The 18,482-nt window shown below is 61.6% G+C and carries 12 protein-coding genes; 6 read left to right on the top strand and 6 right to left on the bottom strand.

All coding sequences use genetic code 11. From position 1 onward, the window contains the following. Positions 1-16 precede the first annotated feature (16 nt). Positions 17-1,411 (bottom strand): sigma-54 dependent transcriptional regulator, encoded by a 1,395-nt coding sequence (locus FO488_RS13010; protein ID WP_149210949.1) that lies wholly within the window; start codon positions 1,409-1,411, stop codon positions 17-19. Positions 1,412-1,651: 240 nt separating this feature from the next. Then, positions 1,652-3,607 (bottom strand): cache domain-containing protein, encoded by a 1,956-nt coding sequence (locus tag FO488_RS13005; RefSeq protein ID WP_149210948.1) that lies wholly within the window; start codon positions 3,605-3,607, stop codon positions 1,652-1,654. 159 nt (positions 3,608-3,766) lie between these two features. On the opposite strand from FO488_RS13005, the gene FO488_RS13000 reads away from it, so the two are divergent. From FO488_RS13000 to FO488_RS12975, 6 genes are all read left to right on the top strand, one after another. Then, positions 3,767-5,392 carry a response regulator gene (locus tag FO488_RS13000; RefSeq protein ID WP_149210947.1) on the top strand — a complete coding sequence of 542 codons (1,626 nt, stop codon included), beginning with the start codon at positions 3,767-3,769 and terminating at the stop codon, positions 5,390-5,392. Next, positions 5,389-6,798 (top strand): sigma-54 dependent transcriptional regulator, encoded by a 1,410-nt coding sequence (locus FO488_RS12995; protein WP_149210946.1) that lies wholly within the window; start codon positions 5,389-5,391, stop codon positions 6,796-6,798. The genes FO488_RS13000 and FO488_RS12995 overlap by 4 nt, the downstream gene beginning before the upstream one ends. Before the next feature lie 287 nt (positions 6,799-7,085). After that, positions 7,086-8,726, top strand: a complete 1,641-nt coding sequence (locus tag FO488_RS12990) for a methyl-accepting chemotaxis protein (RefSeq protein ID WP_149210945.1) — start codon at positions 7,086-7,088, stop codon at positions 8,724-8,726. 16 nt (positions 8,727-8,742) lie between these two features. Next, positions 8,743-9,081, top strand: a complete 339-nt coding sequence (locus FO488_RS12985) for a hypothetical protein (RefSeq protein WP_168206033.1) — start codon at positions 8,743-8,745, stop codon at positions 9,079-9,081. Positions 9,082-9,606: 525 nt separating this feature from the next. Beyond that, positions 9,607-10,977 carry a sensor histidine kinase gene (locus FO488_RS12980; RefSeq protein WP_149210943.1) on the top strand — a complete coding sequence of 457 codons (1,371 nt, stop codon included), beginning with the start codon at positions 9,607-9,609 and terminating at the stop codon, positions 10,975-10,977. A gap of 19 nt (positions 10,978-10,996) precedes the next feature. After that, positions 10,997-13,147, top strand: a complete 2,151-nt coding sequence (locus FO488_RS12975) for a GGDEF domain-containing response regulator (protein ID WP_149210942.1) — start codon at positions 10,997-10,999, stop codon at positions 13,145-13,147. A gap of 57 nt (positions 13,148-13,204) precedes the next feature. Here FO488_RS12975 and FO488_RS12970 read toward each other — a convergent pair whose 3' ends face one another. From FO488_RS12970 to FO488_RS12955, 4 genes are all read right to left on the bottom strand, one after another. Continuing rightward, positions 13,205-14,734, bottom strand: coding sequence for a Ppx/GppA phosphatase family protein (locus tag FO488_RS12970; RefSeq protein ID WP_149210941.1), 1,530 nt, complete (start codon positions 14,732-14,734; stop codon positions 13,205-13,207). Positions 14,735-14,747: 13 nt separating this feature from the next. Beyond that, on the bottom strand, positions 14,748-15,614 hold the full coding sequence (locus FO488_RS12965; RefSeq protein ID WP_149210940.1) for a CHAD domain-containing protein: 867 nt from the start codon (positions 15,612-15,614) through the stop codon (positions 14,748-14,750). A 140-nt stretch (positions 15,615-15,754) separates the two neighbouring features. After that, entirely contained in the window at positions 15,755-17,677 is a 1,923-nt protein-coding gene (locus tag FO488_RS12960; protein WP_149210939.1) for a DUF3488 and transglutaminase-like domain-containing protein, read from the bottom strand. Beyond that, positions 17,664-18,482 carry a DUF58 domain-containing protein gene (locus FO488_RS12955; RefSeq protein ID WP_240731915.1) on the bottom strand — a complete coding sequence of 273 codons (819 nt, stop codon included), beginning with the start codon at positions 18,480-18,482 and terminating at the stop codon, positions 17,664-17,666. The genes FO488_RS12960 and FO488_RS12955 overlap by 14 nt, the downstream gene beginning before the upstream one ends.

The following is an 18,482-nucleotide window of genomic DNA, read 5'->3' as shown; positions in this document are numbered from 1 at the left end:
GGAGCTGAAACCGGCATTACAGGTAGTCTTCCTTCTTGAGCCCGTATTTCTTGATCTTGCGGTAGATGGTGGCCATGTTCATGCCCGCTTCGCGGGCTGCGGCATCGATGTTGCCCCCATGTTTCTTCAGGAGCCCCGTGAGCAGGTCGGCTTCGAAGCGCTCCAGGGCGGCGTTGAAGGGAAGCTCTCCCGCCGTGGTGGCCGCCGCCGGGGGGATGCCGACCGGTTCGTGGTCGATCTCCACGAACTGGTCCAGGGTCTCGCGGGAGATGTGTTCCTCGCCGGCCATGGCCATGCAGGCCTCGATCACGTTTTTCAACTGGCGGATGTTGCCGGGCCAGGCACAGTCGCACAACGCCTGCATGGCCTCCTTGTCGAACCCTTTGACCGCCGCGTCGAACTTCTGGTTCTGCACGGCGATGAAATGGGCCGCCAGCAGGGGGATGTCGTCGGCCCGCTCCCTGAGCGGCGGCAGATGGATGTTGACCACGTTCAGCCGGTAGTAGAGGTCCTCCCGGAAGGCGCCGCTCCTGACCGCTTCTTTCAGGTCGGAATTGGTGGCGGACAGCACCCGTACGTCCACCCGGGTGGGGGCGGTTTCCCCCAGGCGGTTGAACTCCTTTTCCTGCAAAAAACGCAGCAGCGTCTTCTGTACGTTCATGGGCAGGTTGCCCACCTCGTCCAGGAAGAGCGTGCCGCCGTCGGCCGCTTCCAGAAGGCCGTGACGGTTCTCCCTGGCGCCGGTGAAGGCCCCCTTCTTGTAGCCGAACAGTTCGCTTTCCAGCAGGGTCTCGGGCAGGGCGCCGCAATTGATGGCAACGAACTTGCGCTCCCGCCGCGGCGAGTTGTAATGGATGGCCTGGGCGATCAACTCCTTGCCGGTGCCGGATTCGCCGGTGATCAGCACCGAGGTGTCGCGCACCGCCACCTTCTCGACCCGTTCCAGCACCCCCTTCAGACCGCCCGAGGCGCCGATGATGTTGTCGAAACAGAACTTGCCCTCCAGTTCGGCCCGCAGTTCGCGGTTTTCCTCCAAAAGCCGCGACTGTTGCAGGGCATTCTTGACCCGGTAGACCAGCTCCTCCGGCTCGAACGGCTTGGTCAGCATGTCGTAGGCACCCTTGCGCAGGGCCTGGATCGACATGTCAACCGTGGCGTAGGCGGTGATCATGATCACCGGGATGTCCTTTTCCTTCTCCTTGGCCTTCTGGAGCACTTCCAAGCCGCTCATGCCGGGCATCTTGATGTCGGTGATGAGCAGGTCCCAGGCACCGGGACGGAACTCCTCGATCGCCTTGAGCGGCGACGTGTAGGCGCGGGCCAGGTAGCCGTTGTCCAGCAGCACCTGCTCCATCATGCGGCACAGGCCTTCTTCGTTGTCGATGAGGAGGATGCGTTTCTTGTCGGGCATCTTTACGTCGTTCCTTTGTTATACCAAGTACTAGAATCTGCCACGGAGACACAGAGACACGGAGAAAAAGCAAAAAACAGGGGTAAACTGGATAGCCATGTAACGATTCAGCCAACAGCGTGGGTTTAGGCTTTTTATCCCTTTCATCCTGTTCATCCTGTTCATCCTTGTAAAATAGGTTCTGTCTTTGACGTTCTCTGTGTCTCTGCGTCTCCGTGGCAGATTTTTTTGTTTAGAAATTTACAATTCGTCCCGTTCGATGGGCAGCGTCACGGTGACCGTCGTCCCCTTGTCGGGATCGCTTGCGATGCTGATTTCACCGTGGTGGTGCTCGATGATCTGGCGGGTGATGGCCAGTCCCAGGCCGGTGCCGCGCTCCTTGGTGGTGTAGAACGGCTCGAAGATCTTCTCCAGGTTTTCGGCCGGGATGCCGCAGCCGCTGTCCCTGAATACCATGCGTACATGGCCGGGGTCAACCGCTTCGGAGCGGATCGTAAGGGTGCCGCCGTCCGGCATGGCGCCACCCGCGTTCAGAATCAGGTTGATGGCTACCTGGCGCATCTGGTCGCCGTCCAGGTGAACCTTGGGCAGGTCGGGGGCAAACTCGGTCCGGATGACCACGCCACGCATATCGGTGTGGTTGGCGGCGAAATCGGCAATCTGCGCCAGAAGGTCGTTCAGGTCGACCGGTTCCAGGCTCGGCCGGGGGGTGCGGGCATAGGAGAGCAGGTCCTGGACGATCTTCTTGCAGCGCTTGCTCTCGCGCTTGATCTCGTGGATGTATTTGTAGTTCGGGTCATCCTCGGCCATCTTGCCTTCCAGGTAGCCGGCGTACCCCAGGATCACGCCCAGGGGGTTGTTGATCTCGTGGGCCACGCCCGAGGAAAGTACGCCCAGGGAGGCCATCTTGCCGTGCTGGGCAAGGCTTGCCTCCATCTCCTTATTGCGGCGTATTATGTCGGTCATGCGGTTGAACACCCCGGCCAGTTCGGCCAGTTCGTCCTGCCCTTCAACCTCCATTTTCTCCTCCAGGTTGCCCCGTTTGACGCGCCGAATGACGTCGATCATGTGGGTGATGGGGCTGGTGATGATGGTGGAGGCGCGGAAGACCAGAGCCGCGGCGAACAGCCCCACCAGCAGGCTGAGGAGAACCATGCTGATCACGATGCGGTCCTTGATCTTGTTGGCCTCCCGGTAGAACTCGTCCTCGTAGGAGCCGACCGCCACGATCCAGTCCCAGGGTTTGAAATACGCGTAACGCACGATCTTCATGCGCGGTTCGCTGTCGCTGGTATTCTTCCAGGGATAACGGATCCAGCCGCTTTTTTTTGCGCACATCTCGCGGATGAAGGGGAAGCCGCTGGAATCGCGGGCATTGAAGAAGTTCATGCCCTCCGAGTCGGGATGGACGGTGAAGGTGCCCCCGCTGTCCATGCAGAAGATGTAGCCGGTGGAGCCCACTTTCTTGGCCTTGATCTTTTCCTTCAGTTCGGCAAAGGATTTGCGCTCAAAGGCCGCTTCGTCGTAGGTTTCCTCCAGGTAGCCGCCGGTGGCGATGATCCAGTCCCACTCCCGGAAGTAACGGTAGGCAACGATCTTTTTGCGGGGGTATTTGTCGCCCAGGACGGCATTGCGCCAGGGATAGATGATGAACAGCACCTCGCCCGGTTTCGAACGTTTGGCGGTTTCGCACATCTCCCGGATGAAGTGGCGGCCGTTCTCGTCCATTTCGTTGTAGACGTTCTCCCCTTCGCGGGCGATGTGCACCTTCAGGTCGCCACGGCTGGTCATGGCATAGATGTAGCCGGTCTCCCCCACGTTGACCTTTTTCAGCGCGTCCCGCGCTTCGCGTTTGGCGGTGGCCAGGTCGAAGCGCCCCTGTTTGTACTGCTTGTGTTCGGACTCCACCAGATTATAGGAGAGATTGGTGAGGGTCGCCAATTCGCTGTTGAAGTTCTTGATCTTGTCCTGTTTGTAGACCTGAAACTGCTGATAATGGGAATTGAGCAGGTCGATGGTGAAGGCGGTGATGTGCTGCAGGTCGTCCTTGCTGGTCTGGGTGACCCCGAGATATGCCTGGTGGTTGGCGATATAGCCGATCACCCCGGCGACGATGAAGATCGGGCCGATCACCAGGGGCAGCACCAGTGCCAGCAGCTTCCAGCGCAGTCTTAGTTTTCTGAGAAATCCCGTCATCACGTCTCCGAGATGTGTATACAATATTCCTTGTCATTGGTATACTTGAATACCGCGGGTAAATCAAGCGGCGATGCTTGAGATGCCGCCCGCTTATGATATAGTGCAGACGTCGGGAAGTGCGGTTGTCCCCGTACCTCACCATGTGCCCGGAGGCATATGTCCGAAGCCCCCATCACCATACTCGTCATAGATGACGAGATGCTGGCCCGCGAGTCCCTGGCAAGCTGCCTGGAGGAGCAGGGCTATTGCGTGCTTCAGGCTTCCGACGGCAGCCAGGGGCTCGAACTGTTGTACCGTCACCGGCCAACCCTGGTGTTTACCGATCTCCGCATGCCGGTCATGAGCGGTTTTGAGGTGGTGGAGCGGCTGACGCAGGAACTCCCGGAGGTCCCCATCATCGCCATGTCCGGCGTGGGGAACTTCGGCGAAGCCATTCGCGCCATGCATTTGGGCGCCTGGGGATATATCACCAAGCCGATCATGAACCTGGATGAGATCGGCATCACCATAGCCCGCGTGCTGGAACGCGCCCGCCTGGTGCGGGAAAACCTGGAGTACCGCCAGCGCCTGGAACACCTCGTGGAGGAGCGGACACGGCAGCTCAGGCAAAGCGAGCAGCGCTTCTACCAGTTTTTCCTCAAGCACGATGATGCCATCATCCTCTGCCGGGTCCCGGACCTGGTTATCCTGGATGCGAATCCGGCTGCGTCCAAGCTGTTCGGATTTCCCTGCCAGGAGATACTCGCCCGAAAACTGCCGCTGTTCTTCGCAACGGCGGAGCGGCCGGATCTGATCGCGGGCCTGGCACGCCTGACCGGCGAATCGTTTTTCCTGAGGGAGCACCTCGAGGCAAAGGACCGCGCAGGCACGGAGCTTGTCGTATCCCTCAAGGCCTGGTCCATAACCATCGGCAATGAAACCGTACTCTACTGCTCATTGCGCAATGCCACGGAAAAAATCATGCTCGAGAAGCGGTTGCAGGACTCCCAGACCCGCCTCATCCAGGCGCATAAGCTGGCGTCCATAGGCATGCTGGCCTCGGGGATCGCCCACGAGATCAACAATCCCAACAATCTGATCGCCTTCAACACCGATCTGCTGGCCGAGGTCTGGCGCGACTCCCTGCCGGTCCTCGCCGGCCACGCCGGAACACATCCCGGCTTCACCCTTGGGGGGCTTCCCTTCGGGGAGGTCCCCGTCACCACCGACCGTCTCTTCAAAGGCCTTGTGGATGGTTCCCGCCGCATCGACGCCATTGTGGGGCAGCTCAAGCAATACGCACGTCCCGGTGGGACGGGAGCCGAGGGGTGCGACGTGAACCGGGCGGTCACCAGCGCCGTTACGCTGCTGGATCATCAGATAAAGCGCATAACCGACCGTTTCGAACTCAAGTTGTCTCCCGATCTCCCGCCGGTGCGCGGGTTTCCGCAACAGATCGAACAGGTCCTGATCAATCTGATCAGCAATGCTCTGCAGGCTTTGCCGGGGCGCGAGCGGGGGATTGTGGTCAGTACGGCCAGGGATGAGGAACGCGGCGGAGGGACGATAATGGTCGCCGACGAGGGGGTGGGGATGTCCCGCGAAACCCTGGCGCGTCTCACGGAGCCCTTTTTCTCCACCAGGCACGAGTCCGGCGGCACCGGGCTGGGCCTCTCCATAAGCGACTCGATCCTGAGGGAACACGGCGGCGCCTTGTGCTTCGAAAGCGAAGAAGGAAAGGGAACCCGCGCCATCATCCATTTACCGCCCTGCGTCGTGCCGGGGCAGGGGGCCATTCCATGAAAACTGACGCCAAGGAACCTGCCATACTTCTGGTCGATGACGAAGAGGAACTCCTCTTCAGCACCCGCCTGATTCTGCGGCGGGAAGGTTTCGCCAACGTCCTGACCCAGTCGGACAGCCGCCTGGTGGCGGCCATGCTCGACGAGCATCCGATTGCCGTACTGGTGCTGGATATGACCATGCCGCATCTCTCCGGCCTGGATCTGCTCCGGCAGGTGAAGGAAACCCATCCCGGCCTGCCGATCGTGATGATGACGGCCGTCAATGATGTGGACACCGCCGTGACCTGCATGCAGGCCGGGGCGGACAACTACCTGGTGAAGCCGGTGGACCGCACCAGGCTGGTCGCCACGGTCCGGACCTGCCACGACCTGGGGCGCACCCGCACCGAACTGGCTCGCCTGCGCCGGCATCTGTCGGAAGGGCACCTGGAGAACGAGGGCGCTTTTCGCGACATCATCACGGCTTCGCCCCGCATGCGCAGCATCTTTTTCTATCTCGAGTCGGTAGCGCCTTCCCGGCAGCCGGTGCTGATCACCGGCGAAACCGGCACCGGCAAGGAATTGGTCGCCCGCGCCGTTCATTCCCTGAGCGGGGGGGGCGGCCCGTTTGTCGCGGTGAACCTGGCCGGCCTGGACGATACCATGTTCAGCGATACGCTTTTCGGCCACCAGAAGGGGGCCTTCACCGGCGCGGACCGGGCCCGGGAGGGGCTGGTCCGCCGTGCCGAGGCGGGGACGCTCTTTCTGGATGAGATCGGTGATCTCTCCCCCTCGTCCCAGGTCAAGCTGCTGCGCCTGGTGCAGGAAAGGGAGTACCTGCCTCTGGGGGCCGATACGCCCCGCACCTGTGAAGCGCGGATTGTCGTCGCCACCCATGTGGACTTGAAGGCCGGCATGGAATCGGGCCGCTTCCGCTCCGATCTCTATTACCGCCTCTGCGCCCATCATGTGGCGCTCCCCCCCCTGCGGGAGCGGGCGGAGGATATCCCGCTTCTGTTGGAGCATTTCCTCGACAATGCCGCCCGGGCGCTCAATAAGGCCCGTCCGTCCGCCCCCCCGGAGTTGAGCCGTTACCTGGCCGCCTATCGTTTCCCGGGCAATATCCGCGAGCTCGAGGCCCTGGTACGGGATGCCGTGGCCCGGCACCCGGGCCGTGTCCTCTCCCTGGAACCATTTCTGAGCGCCATAAGCAGCGATCTCGCCCTCCCGCAGGATGAAGCGTCGAACGTGGAGCGGTGCCATACCTGCCTTTTGCGGGACCGCTTCCCCACGTTGAAGGGAGCCGAAGAATACCTGATCGCCGAGGCGTTGCGGCTGGCCGGCGGTAACCAGCGCCTGGCCGCCTCATATCTCGGCATTACCCGTCAGGCCCTCAACAAGCGCCTCTCCCGCTCACCTGCGTAGCACGCCCCACCCCTGCGACAATTATTGCAGCCGCAATTTCTGTCGTTGCCCCGCAACCCCTGCTATCCGTTGCAACCCATTCCGCCCTGCCTGCCGGCCTGTCAACTTGCGACGCAGGGGCGTCACCGTGGTGCAATTGCAACATACTGTAATATAAGTAAAAATTTGGCAGATCCCCTTGGCACGTGTCATGCTCTTTACCGTGGGAAGCTGCAATACGGGAAACCGCAGCCGGTTTTTTTGGCATTTGACGGTCTTATCAACGAATGCGCGGAGGAGTCATCACCATGAAAAGCTACAAACACTGGGGAATCTTTTCCAAGATCATGAGCCTGTCGCTGCTGACCTGGGCAATTCTGGCGCTGGCCGCCACCTTTGCGTTGGTGCCGTACATCCGCGGGCTGATCATGGATGAGAAAAAGGATATGGTTCGCTTTCTGGTCGAAGAGGCGTCGACCATCCTTGCCACATATCAGAAACAGGCCGAGGCGGGAATACTCACCCCGGAAGACGCTAAAAAACGGGCCGCCGCGGATATCAGGCAACTGCGCTACGACGGCAAGGAATACTTCTTCATCAGCGATCTCAACAATCGGCTCATAGCCCATCCGCTGCGTCCGGAAAACGAAGGCAAGGACATGAGTTCCTTCAAGGATGCCGACGGGATGCTCATGTACCAGGAATTCACCAAGGCGGCGTTGGGCGACAAAGGGGGCGGGTTCGTCAGTTACCGCCAGATCAAGCCCAAGGAGTCCAAACCGCTGCCGAAGCTCAGCTACACCAAACTTTTCAAACCGTGGGGCTGGGTGGTGGCGACCGGTATCTATATCGATGGCGTGGACGAGGATATGCGGCATGTGCAGTTCGGCATCTGGGCCGGCCTTCTGGTGATCCTGGGGCTCAGCGTCCTTGTGGCCGGTCTGGTTTCCCGATCCATCACCCGGCCGGTCAAGGAGGTGGTGGAAACCATCAAGGACATCGCCCAGGGGGAGGGTGATCTGACCAAGCGTCTGCCGATCAGCGGCAACAACGAGATCGGCGAATTGAGCGAATGGTTCAATACCTTTGTGGACAAACTGCACGGGATCATCTCCCAGGTATCGGGCAGCGCCCTCCAACTCTCCTCATCCGCCAATGAGCTGCAATCGACTTCAAAGGAGATGTCGCAAAGCGTGGCGCACCTGTCGTCCCAGTCCACCTCTCTGGCCACCGCCGGAGAAGAGATGTCGGCCACCTCGTCGGACATTGCCGGCAACTGCCATCACGCCGCCACCAATGCCGGCGGTGCTTCGGACAAGGCCGCCGAGGGCGCCGGGGTCGTGAACCAGTCCATCGGGATCATGCAGGCCATCGCCGAGCGGGTCAAGAGCGCAGCCGATACGGTCGAGACCCTGGGCAACCGCTCCGATCAGATCGGCACCATCGTGGGCACCATCGAGGACATCGCCGACCAGACCAATCTGTTGGCGCTCAACGCGGCCATCGAGGCGGCCCGGGCCGGGGAGCAGGGGCGGGGCTTCGCCGTGGTGGCCGACGAGGTGCGGGCCCTGGCGGAGCGCACTACCCGCGCCACCAAGGAGATCGGCGAGATGATCAAGGCGATCCAGAAAGAAACCCGCGAGGCGGTCCATACCATGGAACAGAGCGTTGCCCAGGTCGAGCAGGGGAGCACCCATGCATCCGCCTCCGGCAAATCGCTGCAGGAAATCCTTGCGATCATCAACGATGTGACCGAACAGATCAGCCAGATCGCCACGGCTGCCGAAGAGCAGACCGCCACGACCCGGGAGATAAGCCACAACGTGCTGAGCCTGAACGAACTGGCGCACCAGAACAACGCCGCGATTCAGGAAACCGCCGAGACGGCCGACAATGTTTCGCGGCAGGCCGAGGAGTTGCAGCGGCTCGTGAACCAGTTCAAGCTGTAGCACCAGGTCACCCGTGATGCGAGCCAATCGGAACGAATGCAAGGTATGTCATGTCTCACTGGAAGGCGAATGGACCGTCAATTCGGTCGCCGGCCGGATCCCCTGGATCGCCCGGCAATCCCAGCTGATCTCTGAACAGGCCTTGCGCTTCAGCGAGCTCTGTCCCGGTGCCGGGATAACCACCGAGATCGATCTGCGGGGCATCACCGCCCTTGACGAAAGCGGCCGCCGGATGTTGGTGATGTGGCTGGGACATCTCCACCATCGTGGCTTCAATCCGGTGATCAGGCCTGCGGATAGAGGGCCGTTCCGGGACGTGGACTGGAAATCGCCGCCGCCTGCCGCCGACGATTGAGCGGGAGAGACGGTATTGTGTAAAATATATCGACAAGGATTCTTGATTACTTTACAGACGCAGCGCCTGGGTGGCGCTTTACTGGGGGCGTATCGTGGGGTGCTGGACCAATTTCCAGCTTGATGTTGGGGGGGAAATCTGCTAAAAAATCGCTAGTACCCACGACTGTCCCTAACTTTATCCAAGAGAAACGGAGGCCTCGAATTCATGGCGGTAACATGCTATGTCTTCGAGGTTTTTTTGTAAACAGCGCCATCGTGACCCTTCCTGATTTCTCTGCCGATTGAGGATCAATTCTTGCAAAGATTGCCGGTGTCGGGACTCTCCCCCTCTGCATGGGGATGTATGGCAAGAGAGGACGCCGGTACGGTACGGGTATCCTCGGGGCCAGGGGGTGGTCTGTGCCTCGGCAGGGTCTTTCCACCACTCCGGTGTTTAACCGGTGAGGGCCGCAATTAGGCGGAATCGAACCTCCTGCGCACATGGTTTCGTAGGGCCGCCGATTTGAAGGGTTAAGGAACTGGTATGAGCGAGCATTTTTTTCAGACGGTTTTCGAGCAGGCATCGGAAGGGATTGTCCTGATCGATGGCGCCAGCAGATACCTGCTGGAGGTCAATAAAGCCTTTGCCGAACTGGTCGGCTATCCGGAAGAACTGCTGTTCTCCATGACCCTCAACGATGTTATCGATCTTTCTCCGGTGGGGATCGAGAGGCTCTATACCCAGGTCTTTGCCGGGAAGGGACAGTATGTAGGCGAGGTGAAGTGCCGGCGGTCCGACGGCGGGCTGGTTGACGTGGAACTGAGGCTGAGCCTGATCCGTTCCGGGGGAAAGGACCTCATCTGCGTCTTTATGCGTGATATCACCCTGTACCGGCGGGTGGAAAAGGACCTCCTGGAAACGGGGGGCAGGTTCCGGCAGGCGGTCTTTTCCGCACCGCTTCCGATCATGGTGCATGCCGAGGACGGCGTCGTGGTGATGCTCAACAGCGAATGGACCAGGCGAACCGGCTATGCCTTCAAGGATATTCCCACGATCGATGCCTGGGTGAAGAAGGCTTTTGGCGCCGACTCCGCTTCCATGTTCGAGACGTTCGGTTTCCTGTATAAAACCAAGACGCCCTGTACGTATGAGGAACTGCCGGTGAGCACCAGCAGCGGCGAGAAACTCGTATGGAGCTTCTGCTCCGCCCCCGCAGGCACCCTTCCCGACGAACGTCGTTTGTTCATCACCATGGCCATGGATGTTACCGCGGGCAAGCGCGCCGAAAACGATCTCAAGACCGCGCTTCAGGAAAAGGACGACATGCTCCGGGATGTCCACCTCCGGGCAAAGAACAATATGCTGGTCATCATGAGCCTGCTCAACCTGCAGTCGAGGTATCTGGCCAATCCCGACACCACGGAGTTTTTCAGGGAGAGCCAGGAGCGGGTCAGGGCCATGGTGCTTATCCACGAGATGCTGGGCAACTCCGGCAATCAGGGCCGGATCGATTTCAACGAATATGCGCGGAGCCTGGTGGGGGGCATCATCAGCGCCTACAGTCCCAGCCAGAGCAACCTTCAGGTGGAGATGCGCATCGGCAGGATCGTCGTCAGCCTTGAGATAGCCGTCCCCTGCGGCCTCATTATCCACGAGTTGGTCTCCAACAGCCTGAAACACGGCTTCCCGGAGATTCGCAACGGCATGATCAGCATCGATTTCGATCGCGATGAAGCGGGGTTGTACACGCTTGTGGTGGGCGACAACGGCATCGGTCTCCCCAAGGGGCTTGACCTGGATGCTCCGTCCACCCTTGGCCTGAGCCTGGTCGCCACGTTGACCAAACAGCTCCAGGGGGTGGTCGAGTTTATCGGCACTTCCGGAACGGTGTGTAAAATTTCATTCAGAGGATAGCCCCGGGAGGGGAGCGAGCATGTCCGGTAAGGTGAAGATACTGGTCGTCGAGGACCAGGCCGTTGTCGCGGAAGACCTCAGGCAGACGCTGCTGGGGATGGGCTACGACGTGCCCGCCGCGGTCCATTCCGGAGAATTTGTCCTCGATGCGACGGCGGAGGAACGGCCCGATCTTATCCTGATGGACATCTCCCTCGGAAAAGGCGACGACGGCATTACGATCGCCGAAAAGGTCCGCACCCGCTTCGACCTCCCGGTGATTTACCTCTCCTCCCGCACCGATGACGCCACGTTCCGGCGCTCGCTCCTGACCGGCCCCTTCGCCTTCCTCTTAAAGCCGTTCGATTCCCTGCGCCTGCGCCAGACCATCGAAGTCGCGCTCGCCAAGCATGCGATGGAAAGGCGGTTGAAGGAGAGCGGCGAGCAGTACCGCACCATTTTCGAGGTCAGTGGCAGCGCCATGATGATCGTGGACGAAAACGGCACCATTGCCATGGTCAACGAAGAGTTCGAACACCTGTCCGGCTACCCCAGGGAGGCGGTGGAATCTCGGAAAGAGTGGTCCGACTTCTTTGTCATGGAGCAGTTTGCCGCCAAAGAGATACAACAATGCCTGAAAGGGACGACCAACGGGACGGCTTCGCTGGATACCACCTCTCTGTTCATCGGCAACAACCAGCGTACCAGCCACGTCTGCACCAAGATCAAGAAGGTGCCCGGCACGGAGCGGTGCGTCGTGTCGATGATCGACATCACCGAGATTCAGCGGGCCCAGGAGGAAATTCGCGCCCTCAATGCCGAGCTTATCAAGGTGAACACGCTCCTGAAGGAAGAGATCGCCGAGCGCAGAAACTCGGAAAAACAGCTCAAGCATCAGGCAAACCACGATTCCCTGACCGGCCTTCCCAACCGGGAACTGCTCTTCGACCGCCTGAAGCAGGCCCTGGCCTACGAGGACCGGCATAACAACCTGCTGGCCCTGATGATCCTCGACCTGGACAACTTCAAAAACATCAACGACACGCTCGGCCACGTTGTCGGGGATATCCTCCTGAAGGACGTGGCCAGGCGTCTCCAGCAGTGCATGCGGCAGTACGATACGGTCGCCCGGTTCGGCGGCGACGAATTCGTCATCGTGGTCAACGAGATGCCGGACATCCACGATATCGTAAAGTTTGCCGAGAAGGTCCGGGACCTGTTCCAGCGGCCGTTCTACATCCTTGAACAGCCCACCTATGTGACGACCAGCATCGGCATCTCCATCTACCCGCTGCAGAGCACCACCATCGAAGGGCTGCTGAAAACGGCCGACATGGCCATGTACCAGGCCAAGAGGGACGGCAAGAACTCGTTCCAGTTCTTCACCGAATCCATGAGCCTCAAGAGCGACGAGCGGGCCGTCATGAAAAAACGGTTGCGTTCCGCCCTGGAACGGGAGGAATTCCTGCCCCACTACCAGCCGCGCATCGATTCCACCACCGGGAAGATCACCGGGATGGAGGCGCTGATGCGCTGGCAGCCCAAGGGGGCCCCCCTGGCTTTCCCCGGGGAATTTTTCCCCATGCTGGAAGAAAGCGGCCTGATCGTCCCGGCCGGCGAATGGCTGCTCGACAAGGTGTGCCGCCAGAACAAGACGTGGCAGGACCGGGGGATGGAGCCGCTCCGCGTGGCGGTGAACACGTCGGCGCGCCAGTTCCACCAGGACGATTTTACGGAAAAGGTGGCCCGGGCCCTCTCGGCTACCCGGCTCGACCCGCAGTACCTGGAAATCGAGCTCCCGGAAAAGATCATCATGGACAATATCACCGAAAGCGTGCGCAAACTGGGGGAATTGCGGGAGATCGGCGTCAAGATTTCCCTCGACAACTTCGGTACGGGCTACTCGTCGCTCAGTTACCTGAACCGCCTCCCCATCGACGAATTGCAGATCGATAAATCCCTGGTCAACGGCATCACCTTCGATCCGGGCGAGGCGGCGGTGGTTTCCGCGATCATCACCATGGGGCACAGCCTGGGCAAGAAGCTCGTTGCCGAAGGGGTCGAGTCGGAGGATCAATACCTGTTCCTTGCGGGCCAGCGATGCGAGGAGATGCAGGGGCATTATTTCAGCAGGCCGCTGCCGCCGGACGACTTCGAAAAGCTGGTGCGGTTGTTCCCCGTCCCGACGTGAGAGGGCCATGGCCGGAGGACCGGTCCTGGGTGCAGTAATGCGGCAGAATCGGTAAGGTTAGCTGGTCACAAAGACGATGTTCCCCGCGAAGGCCTTTTCAAACAGGTCCTTTTTGGCATTGCCGCCGAAGATCTCCACCGAGATGTCCTCGGTCCCCAAGAGTTTCATCCGGTAATCATTCCCGCCATGGAGAAGCTCCACCACCTCCACCAGGCCGCTCCGGCGCCGGTCGAGGCCGTCGGCGATGCGCAGGATGCCCCCCAGCCTGCAGACGGTCTGCTGATCCTTTTCCGACATGCGCAGGAATTCCGCGTGTTTTTTCTTGGGGAGCGACTTGCGGTGATACCGGGCGACCTGGGCGACCATCTCCCGTTCCTGGGGGGTGAAGCCGAACAGGTCCGCATGGCGGATCAGGTGGTAGGAATGCTTGTGATGGCTGGTGTAGCTTATGAAGTAGCCGATATCGTGCAGGTAGGCCGCTGCTTCGAGCATCCGGCGTTCCGTTTTCTTCAGGCGGAACTCCTTGGCCAGGGAATCGAACATGGCCAGCGCCATGCCGGCCACATGCCGGGAGTGGGCCTCGTCGAAGTGGCAGGAACGGGCGAACTCCAGCACCGACCGGCGCCAGGTGCGCTGCCCCTGTTCCTCGGCCATGAGCCCGAGCCGCTTCATGCCGCGGAGGATCAACCCCTCGCGGATGCCGCGCTCGTTGACCAGGAGCGTGTTGGCGCCGAAAAAGCGCATGAGTTCGTCGACGACCCCCAGGCCGGCCACGATGATGTCGGCCCGGTCAGGATTCAACCCCGGTATCGCCCGCCGTCCCTTGATGTCACGCCGCATCAGCATGGCCAGCAGGTGCACCAGTTCGGAGCGCAGGGTCTCGTAGCCGTGGACCGATGAATACTCCTGCCGCCGCATGTTCATGACCATGTAGCCCAGGGAGGTAATGGTGCCGCCGGAGCCGATGAAGGTCTGGACGGCGAGTTTCTGCCCGGCGAAGACCCTTTTGAGCTCTGCCCGCACATGGCGCTGGAACTTCTGGAAATCGCCCGTCTTGATCGGGTCGGTGGGGAAAAAGCGTTCGGTCAGCACCACGGCGCCCAGGTCGAGGGAGTAGTACTCTTCGATATGGTTCCCCTGGGCCGTGACGATCTCCACACTGCCGCCGCCGATGTCGATCATGGCATAACGCTTGCCGTTCATCTCGAAGTTGTGCAGGGCGGATATGGCGGCCAGCTCGGCCTCCTCTTCCCCGGAAATCACCCTGATCTCCCGGCCCAGCTCCCGGCTCAGTACCTCCACCAGTTCGGGCCCGTTGGCGGCGCTTCTGACGGCGCTGGTTGCCACCGCCTCGACCTCGGTCACCTTCAGGCCGCCGATCAGTTTGCGGATGCGGCTGATGGCCTCGACAGCCCGGGCAAAGGCGGCGGGAGAGATGGCGCCGGTCTTGCTCAACTGTTCGCCGAGGCGCACCGTGGCCTTCTCGTCGTCCAGGACCATGAAGCGCCCCTGCTGCTCCGCTTCGACCACGATACAGCGGATGGAGTTGGTGCCTATGTCGATAGCTGCCAGTCGTGTCTTTTTCATTGCAGAAGACCTCTTACACCGAAAATTGGTAACGGATCGGGCGTTTGTCGAGCAGCAGGGCAAGGCGCTTGAGATGGCCCGCTGTCAGGCGTTCGATCCGGGTGTCGAGCAGCGCCGAACCGGCAGGGGCCAGCGGCGTTTCGCTGGTGAAAGCCCCGAATACCCGCAGATCGTTCAGGTCGCCGAGCAGTTGCTGGTACTCCTTGAGCAATTCCAGCGTCTCGCGGTAATCCTGCTCGAATATTTCCGCGGCTATCTCCAGAAAATAGCGCCAGCGCTTTATGGCAATCCGCAACGCATGGCGGGTTTGGACGTTCTCCGCCGCCAGCGCTCCGGGAAGGTGGCGACGGATTTCGCCATACAGGCGCAGCCCCTCCTCTGAAAAGTATGCCGGGATGGAGGCCGGCGCCCCTTTCCCGTTCCTGCCGCGATCCGGTTCCCGCAGGCATCCGGCGAGGCCGCCGATCGCCCGTTCCATCCCGGTTATATCCAGTTTTTCCAATAACCTGTGCACATGGCGGGCCTCGGCTTCCCGTCTGCCGCGCAGATGGCCCAGCAGGGGGGCAAAGGTATCGCCGTCCGTCCGTTTGCCCGGTATGTTTCGGGAAAAGAAGATGATCCCTTCGTCCAGGTTGCGCAACTCGCCAATGCCGCGGGTCAGGCGCCGGATCGCCGCGCGGGCGCGCGGCGCCTCGCCGCCGGGGCACAAGATCCCGAAAAGACCGAGCGCCGCCCTGAGCCGGCGCGTTGCGACCCGCAGGTCATGGACGGCGTCCACATCGTCGCTGTGCAGGCAGGCCTCCCGATTCTTGAGCAGGCCTTTCCAGCGGGCTTTGACAACGGCATTGATGCGTTCCCGATAGTCGCCGGGCTTCGGCACGGATCACCCCCCGTAATTCGGCATGTGAACCCACTCGGAATCCCGTCCCGTTTCGGCGGGATGGCAAGCCGCCCCGAACCGGAAGAAGGTGTGATTATTGTATGCCTTGGGCCGATTAATGCAAGTGTTACGGCACGCTGTCATGTTCTTGTAACAAAACCGTCTTTCAGGATGCGGCGAAGCCGTGCCGCCTCGGCGTGGGTCAACTTCCGATCCCGGTACAGGGCTCCGGCGTAGACGCCTGCGAATTCCCGCACCCTGTCGTTCCCGGTCTGTCCGGCAATTTCCAGGAGCCCCTGGCGGCCCGGCTGGACCCGTATGCCGCAATCCCGCTCGATCAAACGGTAGAAGCGCCGCAACAACCGCTCGTTTTGCGATGGGAACAGCCGTGGACGGCGCACGGCCGCCACCAGAGCGAAGGCCAGGACCAGGGAGGGAAGAAGGTAGGGGAGGGCGGCCCGGGCCGCCTTGCCCGCCTCGAATTTTTGCAGGCGCTTGCCGGCGCTGCGGGCGATTTCCACCTGCTGCTCGAAGTCGTAGGTGACGATGGTGCGGTTCCAGGTGTGGTCGAGGGAGTCAACGAACAGGCGCAGCCTCGTCGCCAGGCTGCGCTGCTTTTCGCCGCCCCAGACCTCGCCGGCGTTGCGGGCCAGGCTGCTGGGATCCACCCGCAGCCAACCGCGCCCGTCCAGGTATGCCTCGACCCAGACATGGGCCATATCGTCGCTGACCAGGTAGTACCCCCCCAGGTCGTTGTAATCTCCCCCCAGATATCCCCCCACCAGCCGCGCCGGGACGCCGGCGGCCCGCAGGAGCAGGGCGAAGGTGGAGGCAAAGAACTCGCAGTGTCCCTGTTTCTTTTCAAACAGGAACTGTTCCAGGGCATGTTCTCCGGTGGGGAGGTCGCGCATGCTGTAACGGTAGTTGCCGTCGCGGAAATATTGCTCCAGCAACTCCAGCCTGCGGACATCATTGCTCCCCCGGCGTCTGATGTCGTTCGCCAATCGTTTCACCCGCTCCGGGATGCCGTCGGGCAGCTTCAGGTAGAAGGCCCGGTCGATCCCCCCGGCCGTCGGCAGGATACCTGCGGCAACCGACTCCGCCCGGTAGCCCAGGCGCCGGGTGATCGGCCCCGGATACTCGAAGACGCCGTCCGAGGTGCTCCGCGCCCTGGCCAGGGCGATGAGGGCGGGGGCATCCAGGCTGAAGAGAGCGCGGGAGAGCCCCGGCTCGGGATAGATGGTCTGGGCGATGCGCGCCCCTTTGTACAGCAGGTGTTCCGATGGCACGGCTGCATCCCGCACCCAGCGGCGCCCCTCCATGCGGTTGAAGACCGTGCCGCGCCAGTAGAGCTGCTGCTGCGGCTGCCGGGGCATCTCGACCCGGAAGGCAATGGTTCGCGATTCCCCGACAGCGGCGCTGGTGCCGGGCTCGACCTTGTCGCTGAAGCCGGAGGGGCGGGGCGCCGGAGCGGCCGCGATATTCCACAGGGGGATCTGGGTGCGGGGCAGGATCGGAAAGAAGAGGATCAGGAGCGGCAGCGAAGCCAGGGGCATCAGAACGCCGGCGGCCAGCACCTTGCGCAGGTGGGCGCCGGACAGGATCAGGCGGCTGTCCTGGGCGAGAAAGGTGAGCAGAACCAGCGACACCGCCACCAACAGCAGCAGCAGGGCCAGGTAGAAGAGAAAGACAGGGCTGAGGTCGAACAGGGAGGAGGCGGCAAGGCAGAACAGTGACAAGGCAGCAATCTGCAGATAGTGGCGCACGCTCTTCTCGCCGCACAACCTGGCCGCCAGCATGATGGCCAGTGCGTTTACCACCGGTTGGACCGGGTTGGCGCGGCTGAACTGGAAGGCGTAGTAGAGGAATACCGGCAGGACGGCCAGGTTGAACTGCCAGTTTTTGATGGGCCAGGCGCCCCGGCGGTCCTGCCAGATGCCGGCCAGGAGGCCTGCCGCCAGGGCTGTTCGCGGCGCAGCGGTCAGCCAGGGGAAGAGCGGTACGATCCCGCACAGGGCGATGGCGTAGGAGAGAACGGCGGTAAGCGAACTAATCGCGACCATAGAGGGCAAGCTCCGCCAGCAGTTTTCGGCCGTGGTGCCGGCCGGTTTCGGCCGGGATGATCCTTCCGTTGCACCTGAGGCCGACCGGCCGCAACCCCACCCAGCGCCTGACCAGCCAGGCGGCGCGGGAGATGCGCTGCTCCAGGCCCAGCCCCGGCAGGGAGTCGAGATCGATGACCAGGGGCGGCGCCGTCTGGCGCCCGAACTCCTTGACCAGCAGCTCCTCGCTGCGGGCGGAAAGTTTCCAGTGAATCATCCGCAGCGGCTCGCGGCCGGAATAGGTTGAGATCCGTTCCAGTTCGCCATCCAGGCCCCGATCATGCCGGGAAGCGCCGCCCTGGCGTTTTGCCTCGTCGCCATCGCCGATCGTCACACCGGCCTGCAGACGGGGGAAGACGATAAAGTTGCAGCCGGTCGCGTAGGTCCAGTAGCGGGTGAAGAAGTTCACCGGAAATGGTGAGCTGACGGTGAGCCGGTCGATGGCGGCGTGTCCCCGGTCGGGGAACGTGAGAGGGATGCTGCCCTCGGCCGAGTCGCCGGAGCCGATCAGGGGGAAGGTGACACCCTGGCCGCCGGGGCATTCCAGGCGGACCAGGAAGGAGGCGCCATGCCGCCTGGTATTGTGGATGCGCAGGCGGAACGGGGCGGCGCTTTCCGCGAAGATCTCGGCCGGCGGAACTATCTCGGGGGCGAGCCCCTTGATGTTGCGCATGCCGGCATACCCGGTAACCGACATGAATGCCAGCAGGCCCGAAACCACCAGGAACAGCAGGTTGTTGCCGGTGTTGACGGCCGAGAAGCCCAA

Origin of the sequence: Geobacter sp. FeAm09 (genome assembly GCF_008330225.1) — a bacterium.
Classification (GTDB): domain Bacteria; phylum Desulfobacterota; class Desulfuromonadia; order Geobacterales; family Pseudopelobacteraceae; genus Oryzomonas.
Note: the sequence above shows the minus strand (reverse complement) of the source record. Positions and strands in the feature narration are given on the sequence as shown.